Genomic DNA, 24879 nt, shown 5'->3' on the forward strand with positions numbered 1-24879 from the left:
GTTAATAATTAATGAAAACAATTAGGAAAATATTTATTGATGACATAATAAGCTTGTGCAAAAACTTCTTTGCACTTGTGATTGTAATAGGAATATGTTTTTTGCCGGCTTTATATGCCTGGTTTAATATCTATTCAAACTGGGACCCATATGGAAATACAGGCGCTCTTAAGCTGGCAGCAATATCATTAGACAAGGGTTATACCGATGAGGATGGAGAATACCATAATCAGGGCGATACCATCATCGATAACCTTCATGAAAATAAATCTGTTAATTGGCAGTTTGTAAAGACATCAGATGAAGCAATAAATGGTGTATACAGCGGTGAATATTATGCAGCAGTTGTAATAGATGAAGATTTCACCTACAACATGTATAACGTCCTTAAAGAGGAAGTTTCTCGCCCTACTCTCCACTTCTATGAAAATCAAAAGAAGAATCCAGTAGCAACAAAAATATCTGATACTGTCGTACAGTCACTTCAGAATAATATAAATGTGGCTTTTACTGAGGTTGTTGTTAGTGAAGTTGTATCAAGTGCTGACAAGTTTACTGGAGAACTTAAGGAAAATAGTGAAATCGATATTGCTGTTGATAATTTAAGAGAATTAAGCGCAGATCTTACCCAGCAGCAGGAAACAATCAAAAAAATTATAGAAAATGATGCGAAACTGCAGCAATCTTTAGCTGTTGCAAAGACTGATGCTAATAATCTAAAGAATCAAGCCAAAAGAACAGCAAACGCTGTGAAAAATTCAGCAAACACATCAGCCGATGCCAACGTAACAATTAACAGCTATTCTGATGATGTAAATCAGATGCTTTCCTTAATAAATGCGGATTTGGCTGACATGGATAGTAAGCTGAAGGCCGCAGAGGCAGCACAGAATGTGTCAGATATAACAACTAATCTTACTGATTTGGCTACAGATGTAGGTAGAATTAAAGCTGCTGTAGAGCAGATTAGTCCTGAGACAATTGCTAAAGATAAAGCAAAAGAAATTATTCAAGAGTATAAAGCAGAATTAGATTCTTTGGAAAACATTCTGAGAGAAATGGGCTTTGGACCATATATCGATGCTGGAAAAACAGCCTATGATATAAAAAATAAAACTGACGAATTTATTCAGGAAAAGAAGGAAGAAATAATCCAAAAAGCTCCTGAAAGAGCAACAGATGCAACCAGAAAGCAGGAGGAAGAACTTCGTTCAAAAGTTGTAGAAATTCGAAAACATACAACAAACCTACAGGATAAATTCTCGAATAAACTTGCACCACAGATAAATAAGAGTCTTGGTAATCTTACAAGCAACTTAAACAACACGAATAGTATCCTGAATTCTATAGGAGACACCTTTGGAAACCTAATGGTGATGTTTACAGCTATTGATAATACCGTTGATGCTGCAAATACTAGTCTTATCAAAACAAATGAGGCTATTGAATACATTAATAGTCGATTAATAGAAGTATTAAACCAGGTAGAAAAGGTCGGAGATGGAGAAAAGGTACAGGCACTGGTAAATGCGCTGTCCGGTGATCCAGAGGTTTACGGAAAGTTTTTCTCTACCCCAGTGGAAATAGAAACAAAAGCTATATATCCAATTGAAAATTATGGATCAGCTGTTGCGCCATTCTATTCTACTCTAGCATTCTGGGTAGGAGCTTTGATTTTGACAGCTATTATTAAGGTTAAACCAGATAAGAGTAAATATCCAGATGCTACAAAGAGACAATTATTCTTTGGAAGATTTGTCCTCTATTGGGTATTAGGACAGATGCAGGCAATTATTATTGTAATTGGAGACCTATTCTTGCTACATATACAGTGCATGCATCCTTGGTTCTTTATGCTTGCGGCATCAATTATTGCAACTACCTTCACACTGTTTATTTATTCACTGGTTGTTACCTGGGGCGATGTAGGAAAAGCTCTCTCCGTTGTTATTGTAGTAATTCAGATTGCTGGAAGTTCTGGAACCTATCCTATAGAGCTTTTACCAGAATTCTTTAAGAAAGTATACATATTCTTCCCATTCCCTTATGCAATCAATGCCATAAGAGAATGTCTTTGTGGAATGTATAAGTATGACTATGTTTTATATTTGCTTAGTTTGGGCATTTTTATGATTGTTGCCCTTGTTATTGGATTATTGATACAGATTCCATTTGAACAGATTAATCATTACATGGAAGAACGAATGGAAGATACGGAGATGATGTAGGCAATGAGTAACTTAACTGAAAAAGAAGTAATGTACGATAAATTCTTTGAACTTCAGAAAAGTGTACATTTAAAAAACCAAAAGAAAATCAGAGTGGGTCTTAAGCTTAATATCCTACTACCGCTTATATTCTTGGTAATATGTTTTTTAAGCAATCGTTCAAAGTTAGTTTTTCTGGTTCTTTGGATTGTGTCTTTATTTGGAATTTCATTTTACCTTTTGTATGTGGAGTATATGGATTTTAAGCTTCAGGAGCAAATGAAGGAGTTTGGAATCATAGAACATGATGATCCTCAAGCTCTAATTGGTAATGAAGTGGTTCAGGGGATTGATGATATAAAAAATGCCAGAAAAGAAATGGTTCAGGATATCAAAGAAATTAAAATGGAAATCCGAAGCGAAATAGAAAAGGAAAAGCAGGAAATAGCCAGAGAACGAGAAGAAATACGTAAAGAACTGAAAAAAGATATCCAAACTGTGGGGGATAAGCTTAAGAAATGAAAAATGTAATAAAACTAATAGCATCAGATATAAAAAGACTATCCACCAATGTTGTGGCAATGGTAGTTATAATAGGTTTGACGGTTATCCCTTGTCTATACGCATGGTTTAATATTCTGTCTAACTGGGATCCCTATGGACCAGATGCTACCAAAAATCTTCAGGTTGCAGTAGTATCTTCGGATCAAGGAATTCTTATTGGAAGTGCAGAGGTTAATGTAGGAGATATTATTATTAGCCGACTGAAAGCAAACAATACGATTGGATGGGTGTTCACAGACAATGCCGAAGAGGCAATCGGAGGTGTTTATTCAGGAGATTACTACGCAGCTCTTGTAATTGATGAAGAGTTTAGTGCTAATATGATTAGTTTCCTTGGAGGTAATTTTGAAAATCCAAAAATAACCTACTATGAAAATGATAAAAAGAATGCAATCGCGCCAAAGATTACAGCAAAGGTAAAGACGACAATCGAAAGAGAGGTTGACCATGCTTTTGTGGGAACTGTAGCGGAGGTTCTTTTAAAGGCGGGAGAATACTTTGCTACCTTAGATGAGCAGGGAAATATTACAGGTAAAGGGATTGAAAAGCTAGAGCGACTTGATTCAGATCTTAATGGTATTATAGTAATTTTAGATTCCTATATAGCTCTTATTGATTCAACAAAGCAAATATCAGAGGCTGAAAAAGAAATTGCAAGTACTGCAGAAGCAATTACCAAAACAGCATCTGAAATGGCGGATGCAGCTGAGGTAAATGCACCAACTGTCCAGGAAAATATTCAAGACACAAAGAACCAGGCAGATGACGCTGTTGCAAAAGTAAACAGTAAGCTTGCTGATGCAGATGAAATAATCGGTGTTTTGAACAACAGATTAAGTAACTATACTGTGGGAGGACCACATATTGGACCTGAGCTTCTAGGGTTATATAATAAGCTTAATTCTGTTTGGAGCGGGGATGATGGTGTATATTCATGGATTACTACAAGTTGGATATATCCATACGTTCCAGATAGAGCAAAGAACTCTCTTGAGGAATCTAATGCCGGAATTGTGACAATAGGAACTGATTTACAGGAGTTTGTTTCTGCTGAGGAAAATAGTGCTTCTAATTTAGAGGAAATCAGACAGAAAACAGTTGCAGATACAGCTTCATTGCTAAAGCAGACAGAAACAGTTAGAAATGATTATGCAAGCAAACTCTCACCAACAGCACAGAAATCTATTAACTCTGCGTCTACTTCTGTGGCAGAGATAAAGAAGCTGCTTAAGTATAATGCTACAAGCATCGACCTTGTAGTACAAAATCTGAATGATTACAAAGTAATTCTATCTCAGTCAAGTGATGGTCTCAGAAAATCCAGGGATGAAGCTGTTGAGATGGAAAAGAAGCTTGCGATTCTGATTCAAGACATAAAGAGCCTGAATCAAAACGAGGCTTATCTTAGAATAATGGAGCTTTTGCGCTCAGATCCAGAGCTACTCTCTGACTTCATCAGTAGCCCCGTAGAGATTAATGAAGATTATATCTATCCAGTTGAGAATAATGGATCAATGACAGCACCATTTTACATTATTCTTTCTATATGGGTTGGCGCACTTATTATGTCTACTATTCTCAAGACTGGTGTGAAGGATACTAGTGAGTTCGATAATCTAAAGAATTGGGAGTGTTTCTTTGGAAGATTCTTTACAACAATGGTAATAGGACAAATACAAACACTTATTACTGTACTTGGTGCCATTTTATTTGTGGGAATCCAGTGTGAACATAAATTTATGTTTTGGGGTGCCTGCGCTTGGTCAGCTTTTGTATATTCACTACTGCTCTACTCTTTTGCTTATTCCTTTGGAAACATTGGAGAGGCATTGTCTGTTATTTTAATGGTTATTCAGGTGGCAGGTGCTGGTGGAACCTTCCCTATCGAGGTGCTTCCAGATGTATTTCAGGCACTATATAGATTTATGCCGTTTAAGTATTCGATGAATGCAGTTCGTGAATGTATAGGTGGATTCTATGAAGATACCTACAGAAATTGTATGCTTACACTAGTAATATATGCTTTAGTAGCGGTATTTATTGGAGTTGCATTGTATCATCCATTCAAATTCATAAATGAAAAAATAGAAATCAGTAAAGAGAAATCTGGTATACTATTGTAAGAAAAGGCGAGGCAAGTTATGTCTTGCCTTTTTCAAATTAAGAAATGCATAGAAAAGGAGGGCATCATGAGAAATATTAGTTGGGTAAAAGACAGTGTGTTTTATCATATTTATCCACTTGGAGCATTTGGTTGTCCACGTGAAAACAGGGGCGAAGAAACTGCAGGACACAGGATATTAAAGCTTATTGACTGGATTCCGCATTTGACGAAGCTGGGTGTGAATGCCCTTTATTTAGGACCTATCTGGGAATCTGGAACTCATGGCTATGATACATTCGATTACTATAAATTAGACAGCAGGTTGGGGACCAATGATGATTTCAAAAAGGTTGTTGAAAAATGCCATGCAGCAGGTATAAAGGTTGTTTTGGATGGCGTATTTAATCATGTGGGACGCGGACACAAGGCATTTTTGGATATAAAAGAAAAACGTGAGAATTCAAGCTATAAGGAGTGGATTTCAGGCTTAAATTTTGGTGGTAATAATTGGTATAATGATGGATTTTCTTATGATTGCTGGTCTGGCGCACAGGAGTTGGTAAAGTTGAATTATTGGTGCCAGGATGTGAATAACCATATTCTTGGTGCAGTTGAAATGTGGATAAATGAATTTGATATAGATGGCCTCAGACTGGACGCTGCAGATTGTATTCAGCGTGACTTTTTTAAGCGCCTGAAATATTTTACTGAAGAGAAAAAGTCAACGTTCTGGCTTATGGGAGAGATCATTCACGGTGATTACAACATCTATGTGAATGATGAGATGCTTGATGCAGTAACAAATTATGAGTGTTGGAAAGGAATCTATTCAAGTCATAATGATCACAATTATTTCGAGATAAATTATGCTATGAAACGCCAATGGGGTCAGGGTGGCATGTATTACGGTAAATACTTGTATAATTTTGTTGATAACCATGATGTAAACAGAATATATACTCTGCTAAAGGAAAAGGAAAATATTTATCCTGTTTACACTCTCCTATTCACAATGCCAGGCTTACCTTCAATATATTACGGCAGTGAGTGGGGAATTGAAGGAGATAAAACAAAGGGAGAAGGTGATTATGCCTTAAGACCTGAGATTGAAGTCGAAAAAATGAATAATCCTGAGCTGATTGATCATATTAAGACTCTGGCAGAGATAAGAAAAGATTCTGAATCCTTAAAAACCGGACGTTATGATGAAGTTCAGGTAAAAAATGAGACCCTGGTATTTGCCAGAGCCTTAGATAATGAATATGTAATTGTGGCTTTAAACAATACTTCAGAGGAAAAGACTCTGACTTTTGATTATCGCGGACAACATTTTGATGTGGTATTACCACCTCATGGAAGTAAAATAATAAAATAACTAATTGTCAGCCAAATAGGCATACATACAGTGATCAAGGCGTCTTCCACGGATAATTATTTTATCCCGGAGGATGCCTTCATATTTGAAGCCAATTTTTTCAACCATATGAATGGAAGGTTCGTTGTCGGGAAGAATTAATGCCTCAAAGCGATGAATGCCAAGCTCTTTTGCAAGCTGAGGAATCGTAGCCTCTAGTGCTTCTGTGCAAAATCCATGATTAACGAAATCTCTATCCATCTTATACCCCACTGTACAGCTTTCATAAATGGGTTTAACAATATTTCTGAAGCTAACTGTACCAATGATTTTGCATGGATTATCCTTTTGGAATATCCAATAGCGCATCATAGAAAGCTTCATGATGTTTTGATATTCAAAATCAAGTATTTTCTGCTGATGACTGAGGGAATAGAAATCATCTCCTATTACAGGCTCATATCTTTCAAAAATATCTCTGTTCCGGATATAAAACTCCAGTACCATCTCAGCATTATGTTTGTTTAGAACCCTTAAATTTAGTCTTTCCGTTTCAATCTCAAACTTCATAAACTCCCCCGCGTTAATCAATACCTCTAAGTTGTGTGTTTTGAACATAAGGCTTAAGAATATTAACAAAAGATTCTAAAGTTGCCTTTGAATGAGCTGAAAAAACAGGATTTATGACCTGTTCAGATTCCTTATAGCTTTGCAGATAATATGCATCTGCGCCTCGAAGCCAGTTTCCGATATCTTCCATGTCAGAAGCTTCGTGACATTCTTTCATAATTGTGGTTCTAAATTCGTAAGCTACCCTACCCTGCTTCAAAAGCGTAACAGAAGCTTCAATAGGGGAAATATCAAAGTGTGTCATGCAGGCAATGGAATTATATTTTTCCTTTGTATGTTTAATATCCATCGCAACATAGTCAACTAGGTGATTATCTATTAAAAATGAAAGCATATCAGGATTTGTACCGTTGGAATCCAGCTTTACAAGAAGTCCAAGGGCCTTTATTTTTTTTATAAATTCAGGCAAATCCTTATGAAGAGTAGGTTCTCCGCCGGTAATACAAACACCATCGAGGATATTTTTCTTTTTGTTTAAGTGTGCAAATATCTCTTCCTCTGAAAAGGCAAACACATCTTCAGGAGGTATAACCAAATCCCTATTGTGGCAAAAGGGACATCTGAAATTGCAGCCGCCTGTAAAAATGGTGCTGGCAACCTTGCCGGGATAATCTAAAAGAGTCGTTTTCTGTAGGCCAAGTATTAGCATAAATCATTCCCTTTTATCAATAAAAGTGTTAACATAAAATAGCTTTAAAATATACTATTCACAGTAAAAAGTATAGCAAAACAGGAGTGGAAAATCCATGATGTCTAAAGAGGAGCGTCAGGAAAGACGCATAGCAAAGCAAGCTGAAAAATTAGAAAAGAAAAACCTCAAAATATACGAGAAATACATGGAACAGGCCTTGAAAGAGGCAAAAAAAGCTTACGACATCAATGAAGTGCCAATCGGTTGTGTTATTGTTCAGGATGATAAGATTATAGCAAGAGGCTACAATCGTAGAAATACAGATAAAAGCGTACTGGCTCACGCAGAGATTGCAGCCATTCAGGAGGCCTGCAAAAAAACTGGAGATTGGCGTCTGGAGGATTGTACTTTGTATGTTACATTGGAGCCTTGCCAAATGTGTGCGGGAGCTATTGTGCAGGCCAGAATTCCTCGAGTTGTTGTGGGAGCTATGAATCCAAAGGCAGGTTGTGCAGGCTCTGTTATCAATATACTTCAAATGTATCAGTTTAATCATGTTTGTGACTTAGAGACAGGAGTTCTTGGAGAAAAATGTACAGAGATGATGACAAAATTCTTCGAAGAATTGCGTGAACAGAAGAATCAAGTAATGTAAGAATTAAAGTAATATTAAGATAGACACAGTATTTTATTGACAAAATTGCCTTTATCTCATAGAATAAAGGCTCCGAGCAAAGCTAAATATAGATATCATTTGGTGGCTATCCTGCAGGAGTTTTGATCTTTGGGTCCTGCGTAATGGGCACCTGCGAATCGTGTCAGGGCAGGAATGCAGCAGCACTAAGTAGGACCGTTCATCTGACGCGGGGTCGCCTGGAGGGAGTTTCTACAGGGTGGCTTCCAATTGGTATCTATAGGTGGCGGCTCGGTATTTTTATATATAAATATATTTACGGAAGGGTTATTATGGGAGCTCAAGACAGAACAGAAAAAGTACTTAGGGATATGCATGTTCTTTTTTCAAAGGCGCAGCCATATGAAGGCAGCACTAGAAATGTTATTGTGGATAAAAATGCCATGATGGATTTGCTGAAAGAACTGAATGGATGCATGTACGATATGATGGAGGAGTATGAGCTTACTGTGAAGAGCCGTGATAAGGCTAATCGTGAGATGCAAAAGCAGGGGGATGATATAGTTTTTGAAGCTACAAGAAAAGCTGAGGATATCTATGCTGCTTCCATAATGTACACAGATAATGCGTTAGACAGTCTTCAGGAAACAATTAAGGAATCTCAGGAGGCTGTTACTAAGATTTATGAGGAAGCCATCAAGAAGATAAAAGAAGAGACAAGCGCTGTTAAAACTAACCAGCTTGAGCTGAAGAGTCATCTTAATGATTTGATAGATACTCAAAAATATCTTCGTCTTATTGATGAGGAAAATATGCGAATTCTTAAGGCAAAAGCAGAAGGCACAGATGAAGAATTTGATGATGCGCCTAAATATGCTGCGCCAGAAATTAGAATTGATAAAGAATATTTTGCCCGTGCTGGACTTGATATAGGTGAAGACTTAGATCAGCCAGCAGGAGATTTAGATAATGAGGGAAATACAATTTCCTCAGAGGACTTAGATGCCGAATATTTTAAATGGCAGGAGGAAGAATCAGGAGAGGAACCTAAAAAACACGGTAAGAAAGGCCTTGGAGGTCTTTTTGGTAAAAAGCACTAACTAAAAAGGAGAATTAAGGAATGAAGCTTTACAACAACGGAGTGTACCTAATTAATGGCAATCAAATCGTCGAAGACGGTCCTGAGGCCGCTGCTGCTATAAAAGCTGCGACAGGTCTCGAGGCTACAAAGGCAGCTGCCCATCAGGAGACTATGGCGTATGGTATTCTGTCAAGTCATAATACTTCTGGTAATATGGACCATTTACAGATAAAGTTTGACAAGCTTATAAGTCATGATATCACCTATGTAGGAATTATTCAGACAGCAAGAGCTTCAGGCCTTGAGAAATTTCCTATTCCATACTGTCTTACAAACTGTCACAATTCCCTTTGTGCAGTAGGCGGTACTATAAACGAAGATGACCACATGTTTGGTCTTACATGTGCCAAGAAATATGGCGGAATCTATGTTCCACCTCATCAGGCAGTTATCCATCAGTTTGCCCGTGAAATGATGGCAGGCGGTGGCAAGATGCTTCTTGGCTCAGATTCACACACAAGATACGGAGCTCTTGGAACAATGGCAATGGGTGAAGGTGGTCCAGAGCTTGTTAAGCAGCTCCTCAATCAGACTTATGACATTGCAATGCCAGGAGTAATTGCTGTATACATGACAGGTACACCTAGAAAGGGTGTTGGTCCACAGGACGTTGCACTTGCAATCATCGGAGAAGTATTCGACAAAGGCTATGTTAAGAACAAAGTTATGGAGTTCGTAGGACCAGGTGTAGCTAATCTTTCCATGGACTTCAGAATTGGTGTTGATGTTATGACTACAGAGACAACCTGTCTTTCTTCTATCTGGACAACAGATAAAAAGACTGAAGAATTCTACGAGATTCACGGTCGTAAGGAAGAGTACAAGGAGCTTAATCCAGGTCAGGTTGCTTACTATGACGGCATGATTGAGATTAATCTTGATGAAATCAAGCCTATGATTGCTATGCCTTTCCATCCAAGCAACACCTACACAATCGAGGAATTAAATGCCAACATTATGGATATTCTTGATGACTGTGAGAAGAGAGCAAAGGTTTCTCTCGATGGACAGGTAGAGTTCTCTCTTAAGGATAAGGTTAGAAATGGTAAATTATATGTAGACCAGGGTATCATCGCAGGCTGTGCCGGTGGCGGCTTCGAAAATATCTGTGATGCAGCAGATATCCTACGTGGTGCAAGCATTGGACCAGATGAGTTCACACTCTCTGTTTACCCTGCTTCTACTCCTATATACATGGAGCTCGTTAAGAATGGAGCAGTTGCAGATCTTATGAGTACAGGTGCTATCGTTAAGACTGCATTCTGCGGACCTTGCTTCGGTGCAGGAGACACTCCATCTAACAACGGCTTTTCAATCCGCCACTCTACAAGAAACTTCCCTAACCGCGAAGGCTCTAAGCTTCAGAATGGTCAGATTGCATCAGTTGCTCTTATGGATGCTCGTTCTATTGCTGCCACAGCAGCTAACAAGGGTTATCTTACAGCGGCAACAGATATTGACGTTGATTATAGCAAGCCAAAATATCACTTCGATGGAAGAATTTATGCAAACCGCGTATTTGATTCTCATGGTGTTGCAGAGCCAGCTACAGAGATTCACTTTGGTCCAAACATTAAAGACTGGCCAAAGATGAGTGCTCTTCCAGAGAATCTATTCCTTCAGGTTGTATCAGAAATTCATGATCCAGTTACAACCACAGATGAGCTTATTCCTTCAGGTGAGACATCATCATATCGTTCAAATCCTCTTGGACTTGCAGAGTTTACTCTTTCACGTAAGGATCCAGAGTATGTAGGACGTGCTAAAAATATTCAAAAGGCTCAGAAGGCTCTTGAGGCTGGAGAGTGTGCGGGAGATGCAGTTCCAGAACTTAAGAACATTGTTCATAAAGTAAAAGAGACATATCCACATATTAACCATGACAACATTGGTGTAGGTTCAACTATCTTTGCAGTTAAACCAGGTGATGGTTCAGCAAGAGAGCAGGCAGCTTCATGTCAGAAGGTTCTCGGGGGCTGGGCGAATATCGCAAACGAATACGCTACAAAGAGATATCGTTCAAATCTTATAAATTGGGGTATGCTTCCATTTGTCATTCCTCAAGGTGAACTTCCATTTAAGAATTTGGATTATATTTTTATACCAGGAATTAAGGACGCTGTAGTTAATAAAGCTGACAGCATCAAGGCATACGTTGTTAAGGATGAGGGACTTAAGGAATTCGAGATGACCTTAGGAGAGCTTACAGATGATGAACGTGAAATAATTCTCAAGGGTTGCCTTATCAATTACAACAGACAATAAGTTTTACGGGGGTATAATGGCTATGCCAGAAGACAGCTGCGAATTAGATGAGAAACTAGAAGAAAAACAGAGAAGGAAAAAGCTTCAAGGCTATATTTTTTCGGCATGTATCGTACTAGTTTTCTATTTTTTATTAAAGAATACCAGAAGCGTTTCAATGGCTATAGACCATGTCGTAACTGTAATTCAGCCAATACTTATGGGCTTTGTCATGGCTTTCTTAATGAATCCTATAATGGGATTTTTTGAAAAACGCTTGAGAAAACTGTTTGAAAATGTCTGTAAGAATAAAAATATGGCTGCAAAAGTTAACAGAACAGTGTGTTCAATTATTGCACTGGTAATTCTTGCAGGAGTGATAATATTTATTTTTGCAACAGTCATACCAAATCTTGTAAGCACGGTAATGTATCTGGCAGACCATATAGAGGAACAGATTGCAGCTGTTCTTGATTGGTGCAATGTGGTGACCAAGGGTAATTATGAAGACGCCCTTATGAAGGCAAAAGACAATAATATTGGAGATTTATTAGAACAGGGACTTAAATTAGTACAAAAATATATCAACTACGACGAGCAGGATTTGATGTCTACAATAACGACGAGTGTCCTTACTGTAGGCAAAATTATAGTGAACATTGTAGTTGGTATGTTTGTATCCGTTTATGTTCTAATGTCAAAAGAGACATTCAAAGGTCAGGCTAAGAAGCTCGCCTGTGGTATTTTTCGACCAAGTTATGCCAATATTATTTTGGAAATTAGCAGACGTTCAGGTGATATTTTCTATGGCTTCATAATTGGAAAAATTATTGATTCAATCATAATAGGAATAATATGTTATATAGGATGCTGGTTTATGAGTATGCCTTATCCTGTTTTGGTTTCTGTAATAGTCGGAGTTACAAATATTGTACCGGTATTTGGTCCGTACATCGGAGCGGTTCCAACTGTAGCTATTATCTTTTTGACAGAACCAAGAAAGGGAATCTACTTCCTCATCTTTATCTTGATTTTGCAGCAGATTGATGGAAATCTTATTGGACCGAAGATTCTTGGTGATTCAACAGGAATATCTTCTTTTTGGGTCGTATTTGCTGTTGTAGTAGGCGCTGGATTCTTTGGAGTCTGGGGAATGATTATAGCAGTTCCTATAGTTGCTATAATATACTATATCGTTGGTCAGTCGGCACGATATATGGTTGGTAAACGGTCGTTGCCTTTGGATACGTCAGAATATATTACTATGGACCACATAGATATAATAGAGAACAAGCTCATTCCTTTCTCTGAAAATCATGAGGAGGAAAAGAAAGCCAGAAGGCGTGGTATAAAACATACAAAGTAATAAAAAAAATTTGAATACTACGAAAAACCGGGAAAAATTTATTCTCGGTTTTTTGATTTTAAGAATAACGTATGTTAAAATTCTTTATAACTATAAGTATGTAGTTTTGGAGAATAAAACTGTGGAAAAATTGGAATACAGAAATCGAATAGAAGAGATGCGAGATCTCGTCTCAAACAATAAATTTTCTGACGCAATGTCGGTTGCCGAAACTATTAATTGGCGCAAGGTTCACAATATCAACGATTTGATAATTGGAAGCGAGTGTTATGAGGCAGCTGGCAAGGTTGAGGAAGCAAGGGATTTATTATTGCTTGCTCACGAGCGTTCTCCTATTGGAAGGATGATTTTGTATAAGCTTTGCATGATTTCCATCAAATTAAAGGAAATCGACGAAGCGCAGGAGTACTACAATGAGTTTGTACAAATCGCCCCTCACGACAGCCTTAAATATATCCTGAAGTACAATATAAATACAGCAAAGGGTGCAGATACGGCCACTCTCATTAAAATCCTTGAACAGCTAAAGGAAAGTGACTTTATAGAGGAGTGGGCTTATGAGCTTGCGTATCTTTACCACAAAACCAATCAGGCTGATAAATGCATTAATCTTTGTGATGAAATTATCCTTTGGTTTGGAGATGGACCTGTTGTAGAGCGTGCTCTTGAGCTGAAGATGCTCTATCAGCCTTTGGATAAAGCTCAGGAAGATAAGTACCGAAGCTTTCAGCATAAAAAGGATGGAATTGCAGAAATAACTCCTAAGCCAATGGCAGAGTCTAGCGAAGTGCTGCCAGCAATAGCTAATATTCCACTACCAGAAGGCCCAGAACGTTTTGACACTTTTAATCTTCAGGCAGAAATCAAAAAGAATATTGATGAAATAATGAAAGCCACTGATAAAGTTGAGGTGTCCGAGAATATAGGTGCAATCAAAAATTTGGTTGAGGAAATCCCTTATCTCAAGGTTCCTGAGGAACCTGTTGAGGTTGAGCCAATGGATTTTTCTGTTAATGATACCTTTCAACAGTACCTCGAGGAAGGTTATGACGGACAAATCAGTCTTAAACTTACAGATGGCAGTACTGAAACTGAAGAGCAGATTGAGGGTCAAATGACCATTGAGGATGTTCTTGCTGAGTGGGAAAAGACAAAGCGCGCAGCAGAAGCAGCCATGGAGGATGCCAAAGAGAAAGAACTTGAAAGTGCCAGAGCAAAGGCTCTAAGAGAAGCAAATAACGTTCTTAATCGCTTGGAAGGAGCTATGTCAAAGCTTAATTCAGGTGTAAGTTCAGCGGAGCTCTTAAAGGAAGAATATTTATCAAATTCAGAAATTGTTTCTGATGAAAATAATAACACTCCTAACATCAGACCTGTTGAATGGCCTGAAATCAAAAAGAGTGATTCAGAGGTTCTTCAACAGAGAGAGCAGGATGACGCTTTGGAAGGATTCTCAATTCCAAAGATTAATATAGACGGTGTGCCAGTTGGTTCCGTTGACATTCCGATTGTTCGAACTGATGCAGCAGTTGCAGCTGGCGCCGTAGTTAGCTCTGCGCTTAATGCCGCAGAGAAGACATCAAATTGGGAGCCACCTACACTAGATACTAATGGAGATAATGAGGACGTGGATTTAAAAGAAGCATCGGAGATGATTGCTGATGTAAACAAGCTTTTACAGCAGGAAATAGACAGATTAACAACAGGAGAAGTGCCGGAAGCAAATGTTCCAGAAGTAAAACTGGAAGAGGTTGAGGATCTAAAAGAGGAGCCAGTTGAAGAAGAGACTGTCGATGTTAGTGATGCACAGATTAGCATTGATGATATCGAGCTGCCTCCAATTGAGCTTCCAGAAGATATTTTGACAGAGATTAGTAGTAATGTAGAATCATTTGAATCTTCTACATCTGTTACACAGCAGTTACCAGATATTTCTCTTGCTGAGATGCAACAAGAAGAATTGCCTATTATCTCTGAAAATGTAATTGAGCCTGAGGAATTGGCAGAGCTTGTAGATGAAAAGGTTCTTTCTGATGTAATTAAGGACGAAGTTTCTGATTTCACTCTTGATGACGAGGATTTTGAAACATTCTCATATTTCCTCCCAATCAGCGGCATGAAGAATAGCATTTCTCAGGTTCTGACAGGAGCAGCAGGTCGTATTCAGAATCCACAGTTACATGGTGGAAACATTGTAATCATTGGCGAGCCTGGTTCAGGAAAGACTCAGATGGCTACAAGCATAATCAAGGTTCTTGAAAAAAAGACTGGATATCCACAGGGTGGTATTGGAAAGATTTCGGGAGCAAAGCTCAACGAAAAGGATATCCAGAGACTTTATTCAAAGATTCAGGGTGGTTGCCTGATTATAGAATGTGCTGGTGATATTTCAAAAGAGACAGCTGTAACATTATCTCTTTTGATGGAGCAGGATCATACGGGCACTATTATGATTATCGAAGATAACAAAAGAGGAATTGATAAAGCTTTATCAAAGGATGGTTCCTTTGCAAAGCGCTTTACAGAGAAGATTGTTATTCCAGCATTTACAATTGATGAATTGGTTTCTTTTGCGCGAACATACGCAAATGAGGCAGGCTGTACAATTGATGAAATGGGTGTATTAGCTCTCTATAATCGAATCAACAATATTGGCCGTTACAATCATGCAACCACTATCAAGGAAGTTGCAGAGATTATGGATGATGCAATTGATAAATCTACACGCGGTGGATTCTTTAATAAGCCAAAATATGACAGAGATGGTAATGTCATATTAAAAGAGAAGGATTTTGACAAATAAAATACTAAACTAGGGGAGACGTGAAACTTATGAGTAATTTTACTGAATTAGATGGCTATTTATTTGGACAGGGTACCCATTACGACATTTACAAGAAGCTTGGAGCCCACAAAGGAAAGAGGGGCAAAGAGACTGGATTTTACTTTGATGTATGGGCACCACATGCAAGCCAGGTTTCAGTAATTGGTGAATTCAACGACTGGGACGAGACTAGGAATTTTATGCAGCGAGTTGAGCCAGAAAGCCAAGGGGTTTTTGAAGTATTTATACCAGAGGCTAAGGAAGGTCAGCTATATAAATATCTTATCCATACAGAAAATGGAGAAAAGCTTTACAAGGCTGATCCTTATGCTACATATGCAGAGCTTCGCCCAGGTACAGCGTCAATTTTGTATGATAATACAAAATTTAAGTGGTCTGATTCTGCATGGATGAAACAGCGAAAATCAGGCAACTTCTGGGAGAAACCACTTGCTATATATGAAGTTCATCCAGGCTCATGGAAGCGTCATCCTAGACCTGAAAATGACGGTTTTTACAGTTACAGAGAGTTCGCACATAGCCTTACTGAGTATGTTTTAGATATGGGCTATACACATGTAGAACTCATGGGTATCTCTGAGTATCCGTTTGATGGTTCTTGGGGTTATCAGGTTACAGGCTACTATGCACCTACATCCAGATATGGTACTCCAGACGATTTTATGTATTTAATCAACTATCTACATAAAAATGGAATTGGTGTAATTCTCGATTGGGTACCAGCGCATTTTCCAAAAGATGCACATGGTCTTGCAGACTTTGATGGCAAACCATTATATGAATATCCTGATCCAAAGAAGGGAGAGCACCCAGACTGGGGTACAAAGATTTTCAATTATGGAAAATCTGAGGTAAAGAACTTCCTTATTGGCAGTGCTTTACAATGGGTTGAGCATTATCATATAGATGGTCTTAGAGTAGATGCTGTTGCTTCCATGCTTTATCTTGATTATGGTAAGCAACCTGGTCAGTGGATTCCAAATGAGCATGGTGGAAACGAGAACTTGGAGGCAATTGAGTTCTTCAAGCATATTAATACTTTGATTCGTGGACGTAATCATGGTGTAATCATGATTGCTGAGGAATCGACAGCATGGCCTAAAATTACAGGTGATGTTGAAAATGGTGGTTTGAATTTCTCATACAAGTGGAATATGGGCTGGATGCATGATTTTATTGATTACATGAAGCTAGATCCATATTTCAGAAAAGATAATCACAACAAGATGACCTTTGCCATGAGCTACAACGAGGCAGAAAGATACATCCTGGTTTTAAGCCATGATGAAGTTGTTCACCTTAAAGGCTCAATGCTTGCAAAGATGCCAGGACTTGAAGTAGACAAGTACAAGAATCTTATGGCAGGTTATGCATTTATGATGGGACATCCTGGAAAAAAGCTTCTTTTCATGGGACAGGAGTTTGCCCAGGGGACAGAGTGGAGTGAGGCTAGAGAGCTTGACTGGTATGTTTTAGATAATCCTAATCATAGGCATGTTGCGCGTATGTTCAAGGATTTACTCCATATTTATACAGCTTATCCTGCAATGTATGAGCAGGATGTGTCATGGGCAGGTTTTGAATGGATAAATGCAAATGATGGATATCGTAGTATATTCAGCTTTGTCCGTAAATCTAAAAACGACAAAAATAATATGTTATTTGTAATCAATATGACACCTATGAATTACGATGATTATAGAGTAGGTGTTCCGACTAACAAAAAGCTTAAGCTCTTGTTAGATAGCGAAAACAAGCAGTATGGGGGTAATGGTGGTCGAATAACTGAGACCCTTGTTCCTAAGCACGAAGAGTGTGATGGAAGAGAGTATTCGGCAGCATTTCCTTTGGCACCATATCAGGTTGCAATATTCACATACTAGATAATTATATGGGCTGTGATTACAGCCCATTTCTTTTAGTTAAAGGCTTAATACAAATGGAAGATTTTAAAATTATCACAATACCAGAAGCGGAAAGTGAAGAAGATGACAGCGATGAAATTGTCGTCACTACAAAAGAAAAGGATGATTATGAGCCTCCAAAGAAAAGGTGGATGTTTTTAATTGTTCTTATCATACTCTGTATAATTGCCATTGTTGTGATAAAAATAGTTACGACTTTTTCTGATTATGAGGTCGTTAAAAGCTGGGAAAGAAATGATTCTGCCGAAAGCACTTATCTGAGTTATCAGGGAAATCTCTTGAAATACAGCGGCGATGGCATATTCTATACAGCTTACGATGGCTCTTTAATATGGAATTATACCTACGACATGACTAATCCTACAGTGGACACAAGTGATTCCTACCTTATTGCTTATGACAAAAAGGGCAGCGAGGTTGATATTTTTTCCACAAAGGGCTTTGTTAAGCAGATAATGACAACTACTCCGATAATAGAGGCCAGGGTTGCATCTCAGGGTACCATAGCTCTTTTGCTGCAGGAGAATAATACCAACTATATACAAATGTATGATAAGCGAGGTACTCTTCTTGTTTCGGGCGAAATACATCCAGAGAATAGGGGCTTTCCCGTATCAATGGCACTTTCTTCTGATGCAACTAGATTACTGCTATCAATTATTAATGTTAATAATGGTGAGTTGACATCTGAACTTGTTTTTTACGATTTCACCAGTGAAGGCAAACAGGAAGAAGATAATATAGTGGCTACATACACTTATATTGGCTCATTAATTCCCAAGATTGAATATGTTAAGAACAATAAAGCAATTGCATTCAGTGATAATAAAATTATTATTTTCAACAACAATCTCAGAGCTACAGTTGTAAAAGAAATAAATGTTCAGAATGAGATGAAGACCATTTTTTATAATAATACCCACTTTGGTTATATATGCGAAACAGCTCTTGAGGATGGAACTATTGTTAACCAGTTGAATATCTACAATTTATATGGATTAAAGACTACTTCTAAAGAACTTTCTGAGAGCTATAACGATATTAGTATTATGGATAATAATGAAATCGTGGTTAGCAATGGAAACGATATAACAATTTATAATCTTCAAGGCTTTGCAAAGTTCTCATATACATTTGATGAAAAGATTTATGGAATTATACCTGGTGCCACATCACGAAGATACTATGTAATAGAAGAAACAAAGACTGAAGAAATAGGATTAAAATAGAGGTAACAAATGATTTTTCTTTATAACCCAGTGCTAATAATATGCATATTGATCATACTTTTCTGCACTATAAGGGGCGCTCAAAAGGGAATGTTACGAATTATCTTTGGAATGATTTCATGGATAATTCTTTTGTGGTTTGTAAATACAGCGTGTACCTATGTATCGGATTATTTAAATGTAAACACAACTCTACCAGCATTTGTTCAAGAGAATATAGAGACCAATCTCAGTGATAAGTATCATATGGCAGAAGAAGACAATGAAGGAACGGGTGAAGATGCTGTTCTAAAGCTTCTGCCAATTGCTATCAGGGAGAAAGTAGATGAAACTATAAATAATTCGGTGGAGGCTCTGATTAACTGTATATCAGTAGAATTAAGTGAAGCAGCAATCAAAGGCATAGCTACAATAGTAAGTGTTCTTGGGGGAATACTTCTTATTTACATCTTAAATAAGCTTATAAATTTGATCGGTGCAATTCCAGGGATTAAAGGAGCAAACAAAATGCTTGGTGTTACGGCTGGTTTTGTAGAATCTCTATTAATAATATGGCTTTGTATGTACTTGGCAGATTGTTTTCCAACCACAAAATATGGGGAATTTATTCTTACAAATACAGCATCTAATGATTTGTTAAACTATGTCTATAAAATTAACATTATTGAGCAAGTTTTCGGAATATAAAGATAATAATTTTTTTATAAAAAAGTGTTGACGAAAGTAGTTACGGATGATATCATACTATTCGTTCCGCTGAGAGCGGTAACGACTTAGAAAACGATAAGTTTTCATTAAAAGATTTTGAAAAATAAATCAAAAATGTTGTTGACAAACAGCTGACATCGTGATAATATAAACGAGTTGCTGCTGAGAGCAACAACAAAATGAAGATTGATAACTGAACAGTGAAACAAACCTTGAATTAATACAAGTTTTTAAAACATGTATCCTTGAAATTCATTTAAGTTTCTTAATGAAACGAAACCTTTATTAGTAAACAAGTCAGTTTTGTGCTGACCTGGAATTGAACTCAAGCAACTTGAAGTTGCTTACATATTTAACATGAGAGTTTGATCCTGGCTCAGGATGAACGCTGGCGGCGTGCTTAACACATGCAAGTCGAACGAAGCAGTTTATTACGATCCCTTCGGGGTGACGATTTACTGACTGAGTGGCGGACGGGTGAGTAACGCGTGGGTAACCTACCTTGTACAGGGGGACAACAGTTGGAAACGACTGCTAATACCGCATAAGCGCACGGTACCGCATGGTACAGTGTGAAAAGTTTTTTCGGTACAAGATGGACCCGCGTCTGATTAGCTAGTTGGTGAGGTAACGGCTCACCAAGGCGACGATCAGTAGCCGACCTGAGAGGGTGACCGGCCACATTGGGACTGAGACACGGCCCAAACTCCTACGGGAGGCAGCAGTGGGGAATATTGCACAATGGGCGCAAGCCTGATGCAGCGACGCCGCGTGAGCGAAGAAGTATTTCGGTATGTAAAGCTCTATCAGCAGGGAAGATAATGACGGTACCTGACTAAGAAGCACCGGCTAAATACGTGCCAGCAGCCGCGGTAATACGTATGGTGCAAGCGTTATCCGGATTTACTGGGTGTAAAGGGAGCGTAGGCGGTTTTACAAGTCTGATGTGAAAGCCCGGGGCTCAACTCCGGTATTGCATTGGAAACTGTAGAACTAGAGTGTCGGAGGGGTAAGTGGAATTCCTAGTGTAGCGGTGAAATGCGTAGATATTAGGAGGAACACCAGTGGCGAAGGCGGCTTACTGGACGATTACTGACGCTGAGGCTCGAAAGCGTGGGGAGCAAACAGGATTAGATACCCTGGTAGTCCACGCCGTAAACGATGAATACTAGGTGTTGGCTTCCATAGGGAGTCGGTGCCGCAGCAAACGCAATAAGTATTCCACCTGGGGAGTACGTTCGCAAGAATGAAACTCAAAGGAATTGACGGGGACCCGCACAAGCGGTGGAGCATGTGGTTTAATTCGAAGCAACGCGAAGAACCTTACCAAATCTTGACATCCTCTTGACAAAGTATGTAATGTACTCTTCCTTCGGGACAAGAGTGACAGGTGGTGCATGGTTGTCGTCAGCTCGTGTCGTGAGATGTTGGGTTAAGTCCCGCAACGAGCGCAACCCTTATCTTTAGTAGCCAGCATTTCGGATGGGCACTCTAGAGAGACTGCCCGGGTGAACCGGGAGGAAGGTGGGGATGACGTCAAATCATCATGCCCCTTATGATTTGGGCTACACACGTGCTACAATGGCGTAAACAAAGGGAAGCAATTACGTGAGTATGAGCAAATCTCAAAAATAACGTCTCAGTTCGGATTGTAGTCTGCAACTCGACTACATGAAGCTGGAATCGCTAGTAATCGCGAATCAGAATGTCGCGGTGAATACGTTCCCGGGTCTTGTACACACCGCCCGTCACACCATGGGAGTTGGGAATGCCCGAAGTCTGTGACCCAACCGTAAGGAGGGAGCAGCCGAAGGCAGGCTCGATAACTGGGGTGAAGTCGTAACAAGGTAGCCGTATCGGAAGGTGCGGCTGGATCACCTCCTTTCTAAGGAAAAAGTAGAGGATTGTTTCACTGTTGAGTTGTCAATCAAAAAAACACTTCATTATTTCCGGTGGCGATGCGGTTAGGGGAAACACCCGTACACATCCCGAACACGATGGTTAAGACCTAATCGGCCGATGATACTATGCTGGAGACGGCATGGGAAAGCAGGTGGCTGCCGGGTTTGCTTAACACAGCCGACAGGTTTTCATATATAAGTCACCGCCAAGTGCGGATCATTTGAGGAATCAAGTACATTGATTTTTCAAATGGTCGAAAGACCAGATAGCAACTTGAAAACTTCATACAGTAGAGATAAATGATTTTAAGAAAAATCTTAAATATCAAGACATCCGAGAATTAACAAACCAAACAAGTTCTTATTGAACAAATTTTAATGTAACGCTATACATTCGAGATTAAACAATCAAGAGCGCAGGGTGGATGCCTTGGCACTAAGAGCCGATGAAAGACGTGATAAGCTGCGAAAAGCCTTGGGGAGCTGCAAATAAGCAATGATCCAGGGATATCTGAATGGGGAAACCTAACTGGACAGACTCCAGTTGACCTAACGCCAACACATAACGTTAGGCCGGGAACCCGGTGAACTGAAACATCTAAGTAGCCGGAGGAAGAGAAAGAAAAATCGATTTCCAAAGTAGCGGCGAGCGAAATGGAAAGAGGGCAAACCGAGATGCGTGCATTTCGGGGTTCGGACCGCATAATTGATTCGTGATTTCTAGCAGAATGGTTTTGGGAAAGCCAGCCAAAGAGAGTGAAAGCCTCGTAAGCGAAAGAGAAAGCGACATGGCGGTATCCAGAGTAGGACGAGACACGAGAAACCTTGTCTGAAAGCGCGGGGACCACCCCGTAACCCTAAATACTTCTTAGTGACCGATAGCGCATAGTACTGTGAAGGAAAGGTGAAAAGAACCCCGGGAGGGGAGTGAAAGAGAACCTGAAACCCTGTGTTTACAAGCTGTCGAACCTCTATATATGAGGAACGGCGTACTTTTTGTAGAACGGTCCGGCGAGTTACGATTACTGGCAAGGTTAAGCACTAAAGGTGTGGAGCCGAAGGGATACCAAGTCTGAATAGGGCGAGTAGTCAGTGATTGTAGACCCGAAACCGGGTGACCTATCCATGTCCAGGCTGAAGTTTCCGTAAAAGGAAATGGAGGGCCGAAGCCACATCCGTTGAAAAGGGTGGGCATGAGGTGTGGATAGCGGAGAAATTCCAATCGAACCCGGAGATAGCTGGTTCTCCTCGAAATAGCTTTAGGGCTAGCCTCGTATTAGACTACTGGAGGTAGAGCACTGAATCTAAAGGGGGCGTCAAAGCTTACCAAGAGATATCAAACTCCGAATGCCAGATAGCCGATGTACGGGAGTCAGACTATACGAGATAAGTTGGATAGTCAAAAGGGAAACAGCCCCAGACCTACAGCTAAGGTCCCAAAGTGTGTGTTAAGTGGTAAAGGATGTGGGATTTCATAGACAACTAGGATGTTGGCTCAGAAGCAGCCACACATTCAAAGAGTGCGTAACAGCTCACTAGTCGAGAGGTCCTGCGCCGAAAATGTCCGGGGCTAAAACACAACACCGAAGCTTAGGATTCTGTTTAGACAGAGTGGTAGAGGAGCATTCTTGCAACCGACGAAGCTGTACCGTAAGGAGCAGTGGAGGAACAAGAAGAGAGAATGCCGGAATGAGTAGCGAGATGAAGGTGAGAATCCTTCAGGCCGAATATCTAAGGTTTCCAGAGTAAAGCTGATCTGCTCTGGGTAAGTCGGGGCCTAAGGCGAGGTCGAAAGACGTAGTCGATGGATAACAGGTTGAGATTCCTGTACCGCAATAAATCAGAACTGTGGGGACGCATGGACAAAGCTTAAGCCAGGAATGGAAAGACTGGTGCAAGCGAGGTAGGAGTAAAGTTGGCAAATCCGCTTTACAATCCAAAGACGTGACGCGGAGCGAAATTAAAGTAGTGAAGTAAGTAGAGTCTGTGCCGAGAAAAGCCGCTATTGTATTTATTGTGCCCGTACCGTAAACCGACACAGGTGGATGAGGAGAGAATCCTAAGGCCGACGGAAGAAGCATTGTTAAGGAATTCGGCAAAATGACCCCGTAACTTCGGGAGAAGGGGTGCCTACGTAAGTAGGCCGCAGAGAATAGGCTCAAGCAACTGTTTAGCAAAAACACAGGTCTATGCGAAACCGTAAGGTGATGTATATGGGCTGACGCCTGCCCGGTGCTGGAAGGTTAAGAGGAGAGGTTAGCGCATAGCGAAGCTTTGAATTTAAGCCCCAGTAAACGGCGGCCGTAACTATAACGGTCCTAAGGTAGCGAAATTCCTTGTCGGGTAAGTTCCGACCCGCACGAAAGGCGTAATGATTTGAGCACTGTCTCGACAATGCATCCGGTGAAATTGAAGTACCAGTGAAGATGCTGGTTACCCGCGCCAGGACGGAAAGACCCCATGGAGCTTTACTCCAGTTTGGTACTGGGATTCGGTACTGCATGTACAGGATAGGTGGGAGACTAAGAAGATGGGACGCCAGTTTCATCAGAGTCACTGTTGGGATACCACCCTTGTAGTATTGGATTTCTAACCAGCCGCCGTAAACCGGTGGTGGGACAATGCCAGGCGGGGAGTTTGACTGGGGCGGTCGCCTCCGAAAGGGTATCGGAGGCGCTCAAAGGTTCCCTCAGAATGGTCGGAAACCATTTGAAGAGTGCAAAGGCAGAAGGGAGCTTGACTGCGACACCGACGGGTGGAGCAGGTACGAAAGTAGGACTTAGTGATCCGGTGGTATAAAGTGGGATTGCCATCGCTCAACGGATAAAAGCTACCCTGGGGATAACAGGCTTATCACTCCCAAGAGTTCACATCGACGGAGTGGTTTGGCACCTCGATGTCGGCTCATCGCATCCTGGGGCTGTAGCAGGTCCCAAGGGTTGGGCTGTTCGCCCATTAAAGCGGTACGCGAGCTGGGTTCAGAACGTCGTGAGACAGTTCGGTCCCTATCCGGCGCGGGCGGAGGATATTTGAGAGGAGCTGCCCCTAGTACGAGAGGACCGGGGTGGACGGACCACTGGTGTATCAGCTGTCGACCAACGGCATAGCTGAGTAGCCAAGTCTGGACGGGATAAACGCTGAAGGCATCTAAGCGTGAAGCCCCCCTCAAGATGAGATATCCCCTCCAAAAGGAGATAAGATCCCTTAAAGACGATAAGGTAGATAGGTTCAAGGTGTAAGTGCGGTAACGCATTCAGCTGATGAATACTAATAGATCGAAGGTTTATTCTAAAAAGATGTTTAGCGTGTTCTCGAACACTGTATGAAGTTTTGAGGTTACTATAAAAAAAGACATCATTGTTGATGTCTTTTTTTAGTGTTTAAAATATGAATTTT

Annotated in this window: 14 protein-coding genes, 3 rRNA genes and 1 other RNA gene; 16 read left to right on the top strand and 2 right to left on the bottom strand. The window is 40.0% G+C overall.

Going from position 1 to position 24879, the window contains the following annotated elements; translation table 11 throughout:
• Positions 1-11: 11 nt before the first annotated feature.
• The 4 genes from FXF36_RS04650 (at position 12) to FXF36_RS04665 (ending at position 6250) form a co-directional block, all read left to right on the top strand.
• On the top strand, positions 12-2228 hold the full coding sequence (locus FXF36_RS04650; RefSeq protein WP_151622703.1) for a YhgE/Pip domain-containing protein: 2217 nt from the start codon (positions 12-14) through the stop codon (positions 2226-2228).
• Positions 2229-2231: 3 nt separating this feature from the next.
• Entirely contained in the window at positions 2232-2729 is a 498-nt protein-coding gene (locus FXF36_RS04655) for a hypothetical protein (protein WP_151622704.1), read from the top strand.
• Positions 2726-4894, top strand: coding sequence for a YhgE/Pip domain-containing protein (locus FXF36_RS04660; RefSeq protein ID WP_151622705.1), 2169 nt, complete (start codon positions 2726-2728; stop codon positions 4892-4894). Before FXF36_RS04655 ends, FXF36_RS04660 begins: the two co-directional genes overlap by 4 nt.
• A 66-nt stretch (positions 4895-4960) precedes the next feature.
• Positions 4961-6250 (top strand): alpha-amylase family glycosyl hydrolase, encoded by a 1290-nt coding sequence (locus FXF36_RS04665; RefSeq protein WP_167511287.1) that lies wholly within the window; start codon positions 4961-4963, stop codon positions 6248-6250.
• On the opposite strand, the gene FXF36_RS04670 is transcribed toward FXF36_RS04665, so the two are convergent.
• On the bottom strand, positions 6251-6799 hold the full coding sequence (locus tag FXF36_RS04670; protein WP_167511288.1) for a GNAT family N-acetyltransferase: 549 nt from the start codon (positions 6797-6799) through the stop codon (positions 6251-6253).
• Positions 6800-6812: 13 nt separating this feature from the next.
• On the bottom strand, positions 6813-7508 hold the full coding sequence (locus FXF36_RS04675) for an anaerobic ribonucleoside-triphosphate reductase activating protein (RefSeq protein WP_151622708.1): 696 nt from the start codon (positions 7506-7508) through the stop codon (positions 6813-6815).
• A 187-nt stretch (positions 7509-7695) separates the two neighbouring features.
• Between FXF36_RS04675 and tadA the strand changes: the two genes are divergently transcribed.
• The 12 genes from tadA (at position 7696) to FXF36_RS04735 (ending at position 24774) form a co-directional block, all read left to right on the top strand.
• On the top strand, positions 7696-8145 hold the full coding sequence (gene tadA / locus FXF36_RS04680; protein WP_151625673.1) for a tRNA adenosine(34) deaminase TadA: 450 nt from the start codon (positions 7696-7698) through the stop codon (positions 8143-8145).
• A gap of 72 nt (positions 8146-8217) precedes the next feature.
• An RNA gene (ffs, locus tag FXF36_RS04685) (signal recognition particle sRNA large type) lies at positions 8218-8419 on the top strand.
• Between the two features lie 37 nt (positions 8420-8456).
• Complete coding sequence (locus FXF36_RS04690) at positions 8457-9224, top strand: hypothetical protein (protein ID WP_151622709.1); 768 nt, start codon at positions 8457-8459, stop codon at positions 9222-9224.
• 20 nt (positions 9225-9244) lie between these two features.
• The gene (locus tag FXF36_RS04695) at positions 9245-11530 is read left to right on the top strand and encodes a hydratase (protein ID WP_151622710.1); all 2286 of its coding nucleotides are present in this window, start codon (positions 9245-9247) and stop codon (positions 11528-11530) included.
• A 16-nt stretch (positions 11531-11546) separates the two neighbouring features.
• Positions 11547-12875: an AI-2E family transporter gene (locus tag FXF36_RS04700; RefSeq protein ID WP_151622711.1), complete on the top strand. Its 1329-nt coding sequence runs from the start codon at positions 11547-11549 to the stop codon at positions 12873-12875.
• A gap of 121 nt (positions 12876-12996) precedes the next feature.
• The gene (locus tag FXF36_RS04705) at positions 12997-15678 is read left to right on the top strand and encodes a hypothetical protein (protein ID WP_151622712.1); all 2682 of its coding nucleotides are present in this window, start codon (positions 12997-12999) and stop codon (positions 15676-15678) included.
• Between the two features lie 29 nt (positions 15679-15707).
• The gene (gene glgB, locus FXF36_RS04710) at positions 15708-17603 is read left to right on the top strand and encodes a 1,4-alpha-glucan branching protein GlgB (RefSeq protein WP_151622713.1); all 1896 of its coding nucleotides are present in this window, start codon (positions 15708-15710) and stop codon (positions 17601-17603) included.
• A 56-nt stretch (positions 17604-17659) separates the two neighbouring features.
• A complete protein-coding gene (locus tag FXF36_RS04715) occupies positions 17660-18874 on the top strand; it encodes a DUF5711 family protein (protein ID WP_151622714.1) in 1215 nt (404 codons plus the stop codon).
• 246 nt (positions 18875-19120) lie between these two features.
• A complete protein-coding gene (locus tag FXF36_RS04720) occupies positions 19121-19561 on the top strand; it encodes a CvpA family protein (protein WP_330583220.1) in 441 nt (146 codons plus the stop codon).
• A 374-nt stretch (positions 19562-19935) separates the two neighbouring features.
• A 16S ribosomal RNA gene (locus FXF36_RS04725) occupies positions 19936-21467 on the top strand.
• 63 nt (positions 21468-21530) lie between these two features.
• Positions 21531-21648 (top strand): 5S ribosomal RNA (rrf, locus tag FXF36_RS04730).
• A 233-nt stretch (positions 21649-21881) separates the two neighbouring features.
• Positions 21882-24774: ribosomal RNA gene (locus FXF36_RS04735) — 23S ribosomal RNA — on the top strand.
• Together the 16S, 23S and 5S rRNA genes form the textbook arrangement of a ribosomal RNA operon.
• The last annotated feature ends 105 nt before the right edge of the window (positions 24775-24879 follow it).

It is taken from the genome of Pseudobutyrivibrio xylanivorans (genome assembly GCF_008935055.1).
Classification (GTDB): Bacteria; Bacillota; Clostridia; order Lachnospirales; family Lachnospiraceae; genus Pseudobutyrivibrio; species Pseudobutyrivibrio xylanivorans_A.

Bases quoted from the DNA above. Each gene is read 5' to 3' on its own strand.
- FXF36_RS04650 (WP_151622703.1), top strand. From the start codon at position 12: ATGAAAACAATTAGGAAAATATTTATTGATGACATAATAAGCTTGTGC.
- FXF36_RS04655 (WP_151622704.1), top strand. From the start codon at position 2,232: ATGAGTAACTTAACTGAAAAAGAAGTAATGTACGATAAATTCTTTGAA.
- FXF36_RS04660 (WP_151622705.1), top strand. From the start codon at position 2,726: ATGAAAAATGTAATAAAACTAATAGCATCAGATATAAAAAGACTATCC.
- FXF36_RS04665 (WP_167511287.1), top strand. From the start codon at position 4,961: ATGAGAAATATTAGTTGGGTAAAAGACAGTGTGTTTTATCATATTTAT.
- FXF36_RS04670 (WP_167511288.1), bottom strand. From the start codon at position 6,799: ATGAAGTTTGAGATTGAAACGGAAAGACTAAATTTAAGGGTTCTAAAC.
- FXF36_RS04675 (WP_151622708.1), bottom strand. From the start codon at position 7,508: ATGCTAATACTTGGCCTACAGAAAACGACTCTTTTAGATTATCCCGGC.
- tadA (WP_151625673.1), top strand. From the start codon at position 7,696: ATGGAACAGGCCTTGAAAGAGGCAAAAAAAGCTTACGACATCAATGAA.
- FXF36_RS04690 (WP_151622709.1), top strand. From the start codon at position 8,457: ATGGGAGCTCAAGACAGAACAGAAAAAGTACTTAGGGATATGCATGTT.
- FXF36_RS04695 (WP_151622710.1), top strand. From the start codon at position 9,245: ATGAAGCTTTACAACAACGGAGTGTACCTAATTAATGGCAATCAAATC.
- FXF36_RS04700 (WP_151622711.1), top strand. From the start codon at position 11,547: ATGGCTATGCCAGAAGACAGCTGCGAATTAGATGAGAAACTAGAAGAA.
- glgB (WP_151622713.1), top strand. From the start codon at position 15,708: ATGAGTAATTTTACTGAATTAGATGGCTATTTATTTGGACAGGGTACC.
- FXF36_RS04715 (WP_151622714.1), top strand. From the start codon at position 17,660: ATGGAAGATTTTAAAATTATCACAATACCAGAAGCGGAAAGTGAAGAA.
- FXF36_RS04720 (WP_330583220.1), top strand. From the start codon at position 19,121: ATGGCAGAAGAAGACAATGAAGGAACGGGTGAAGATGCTGTTCTAAAG.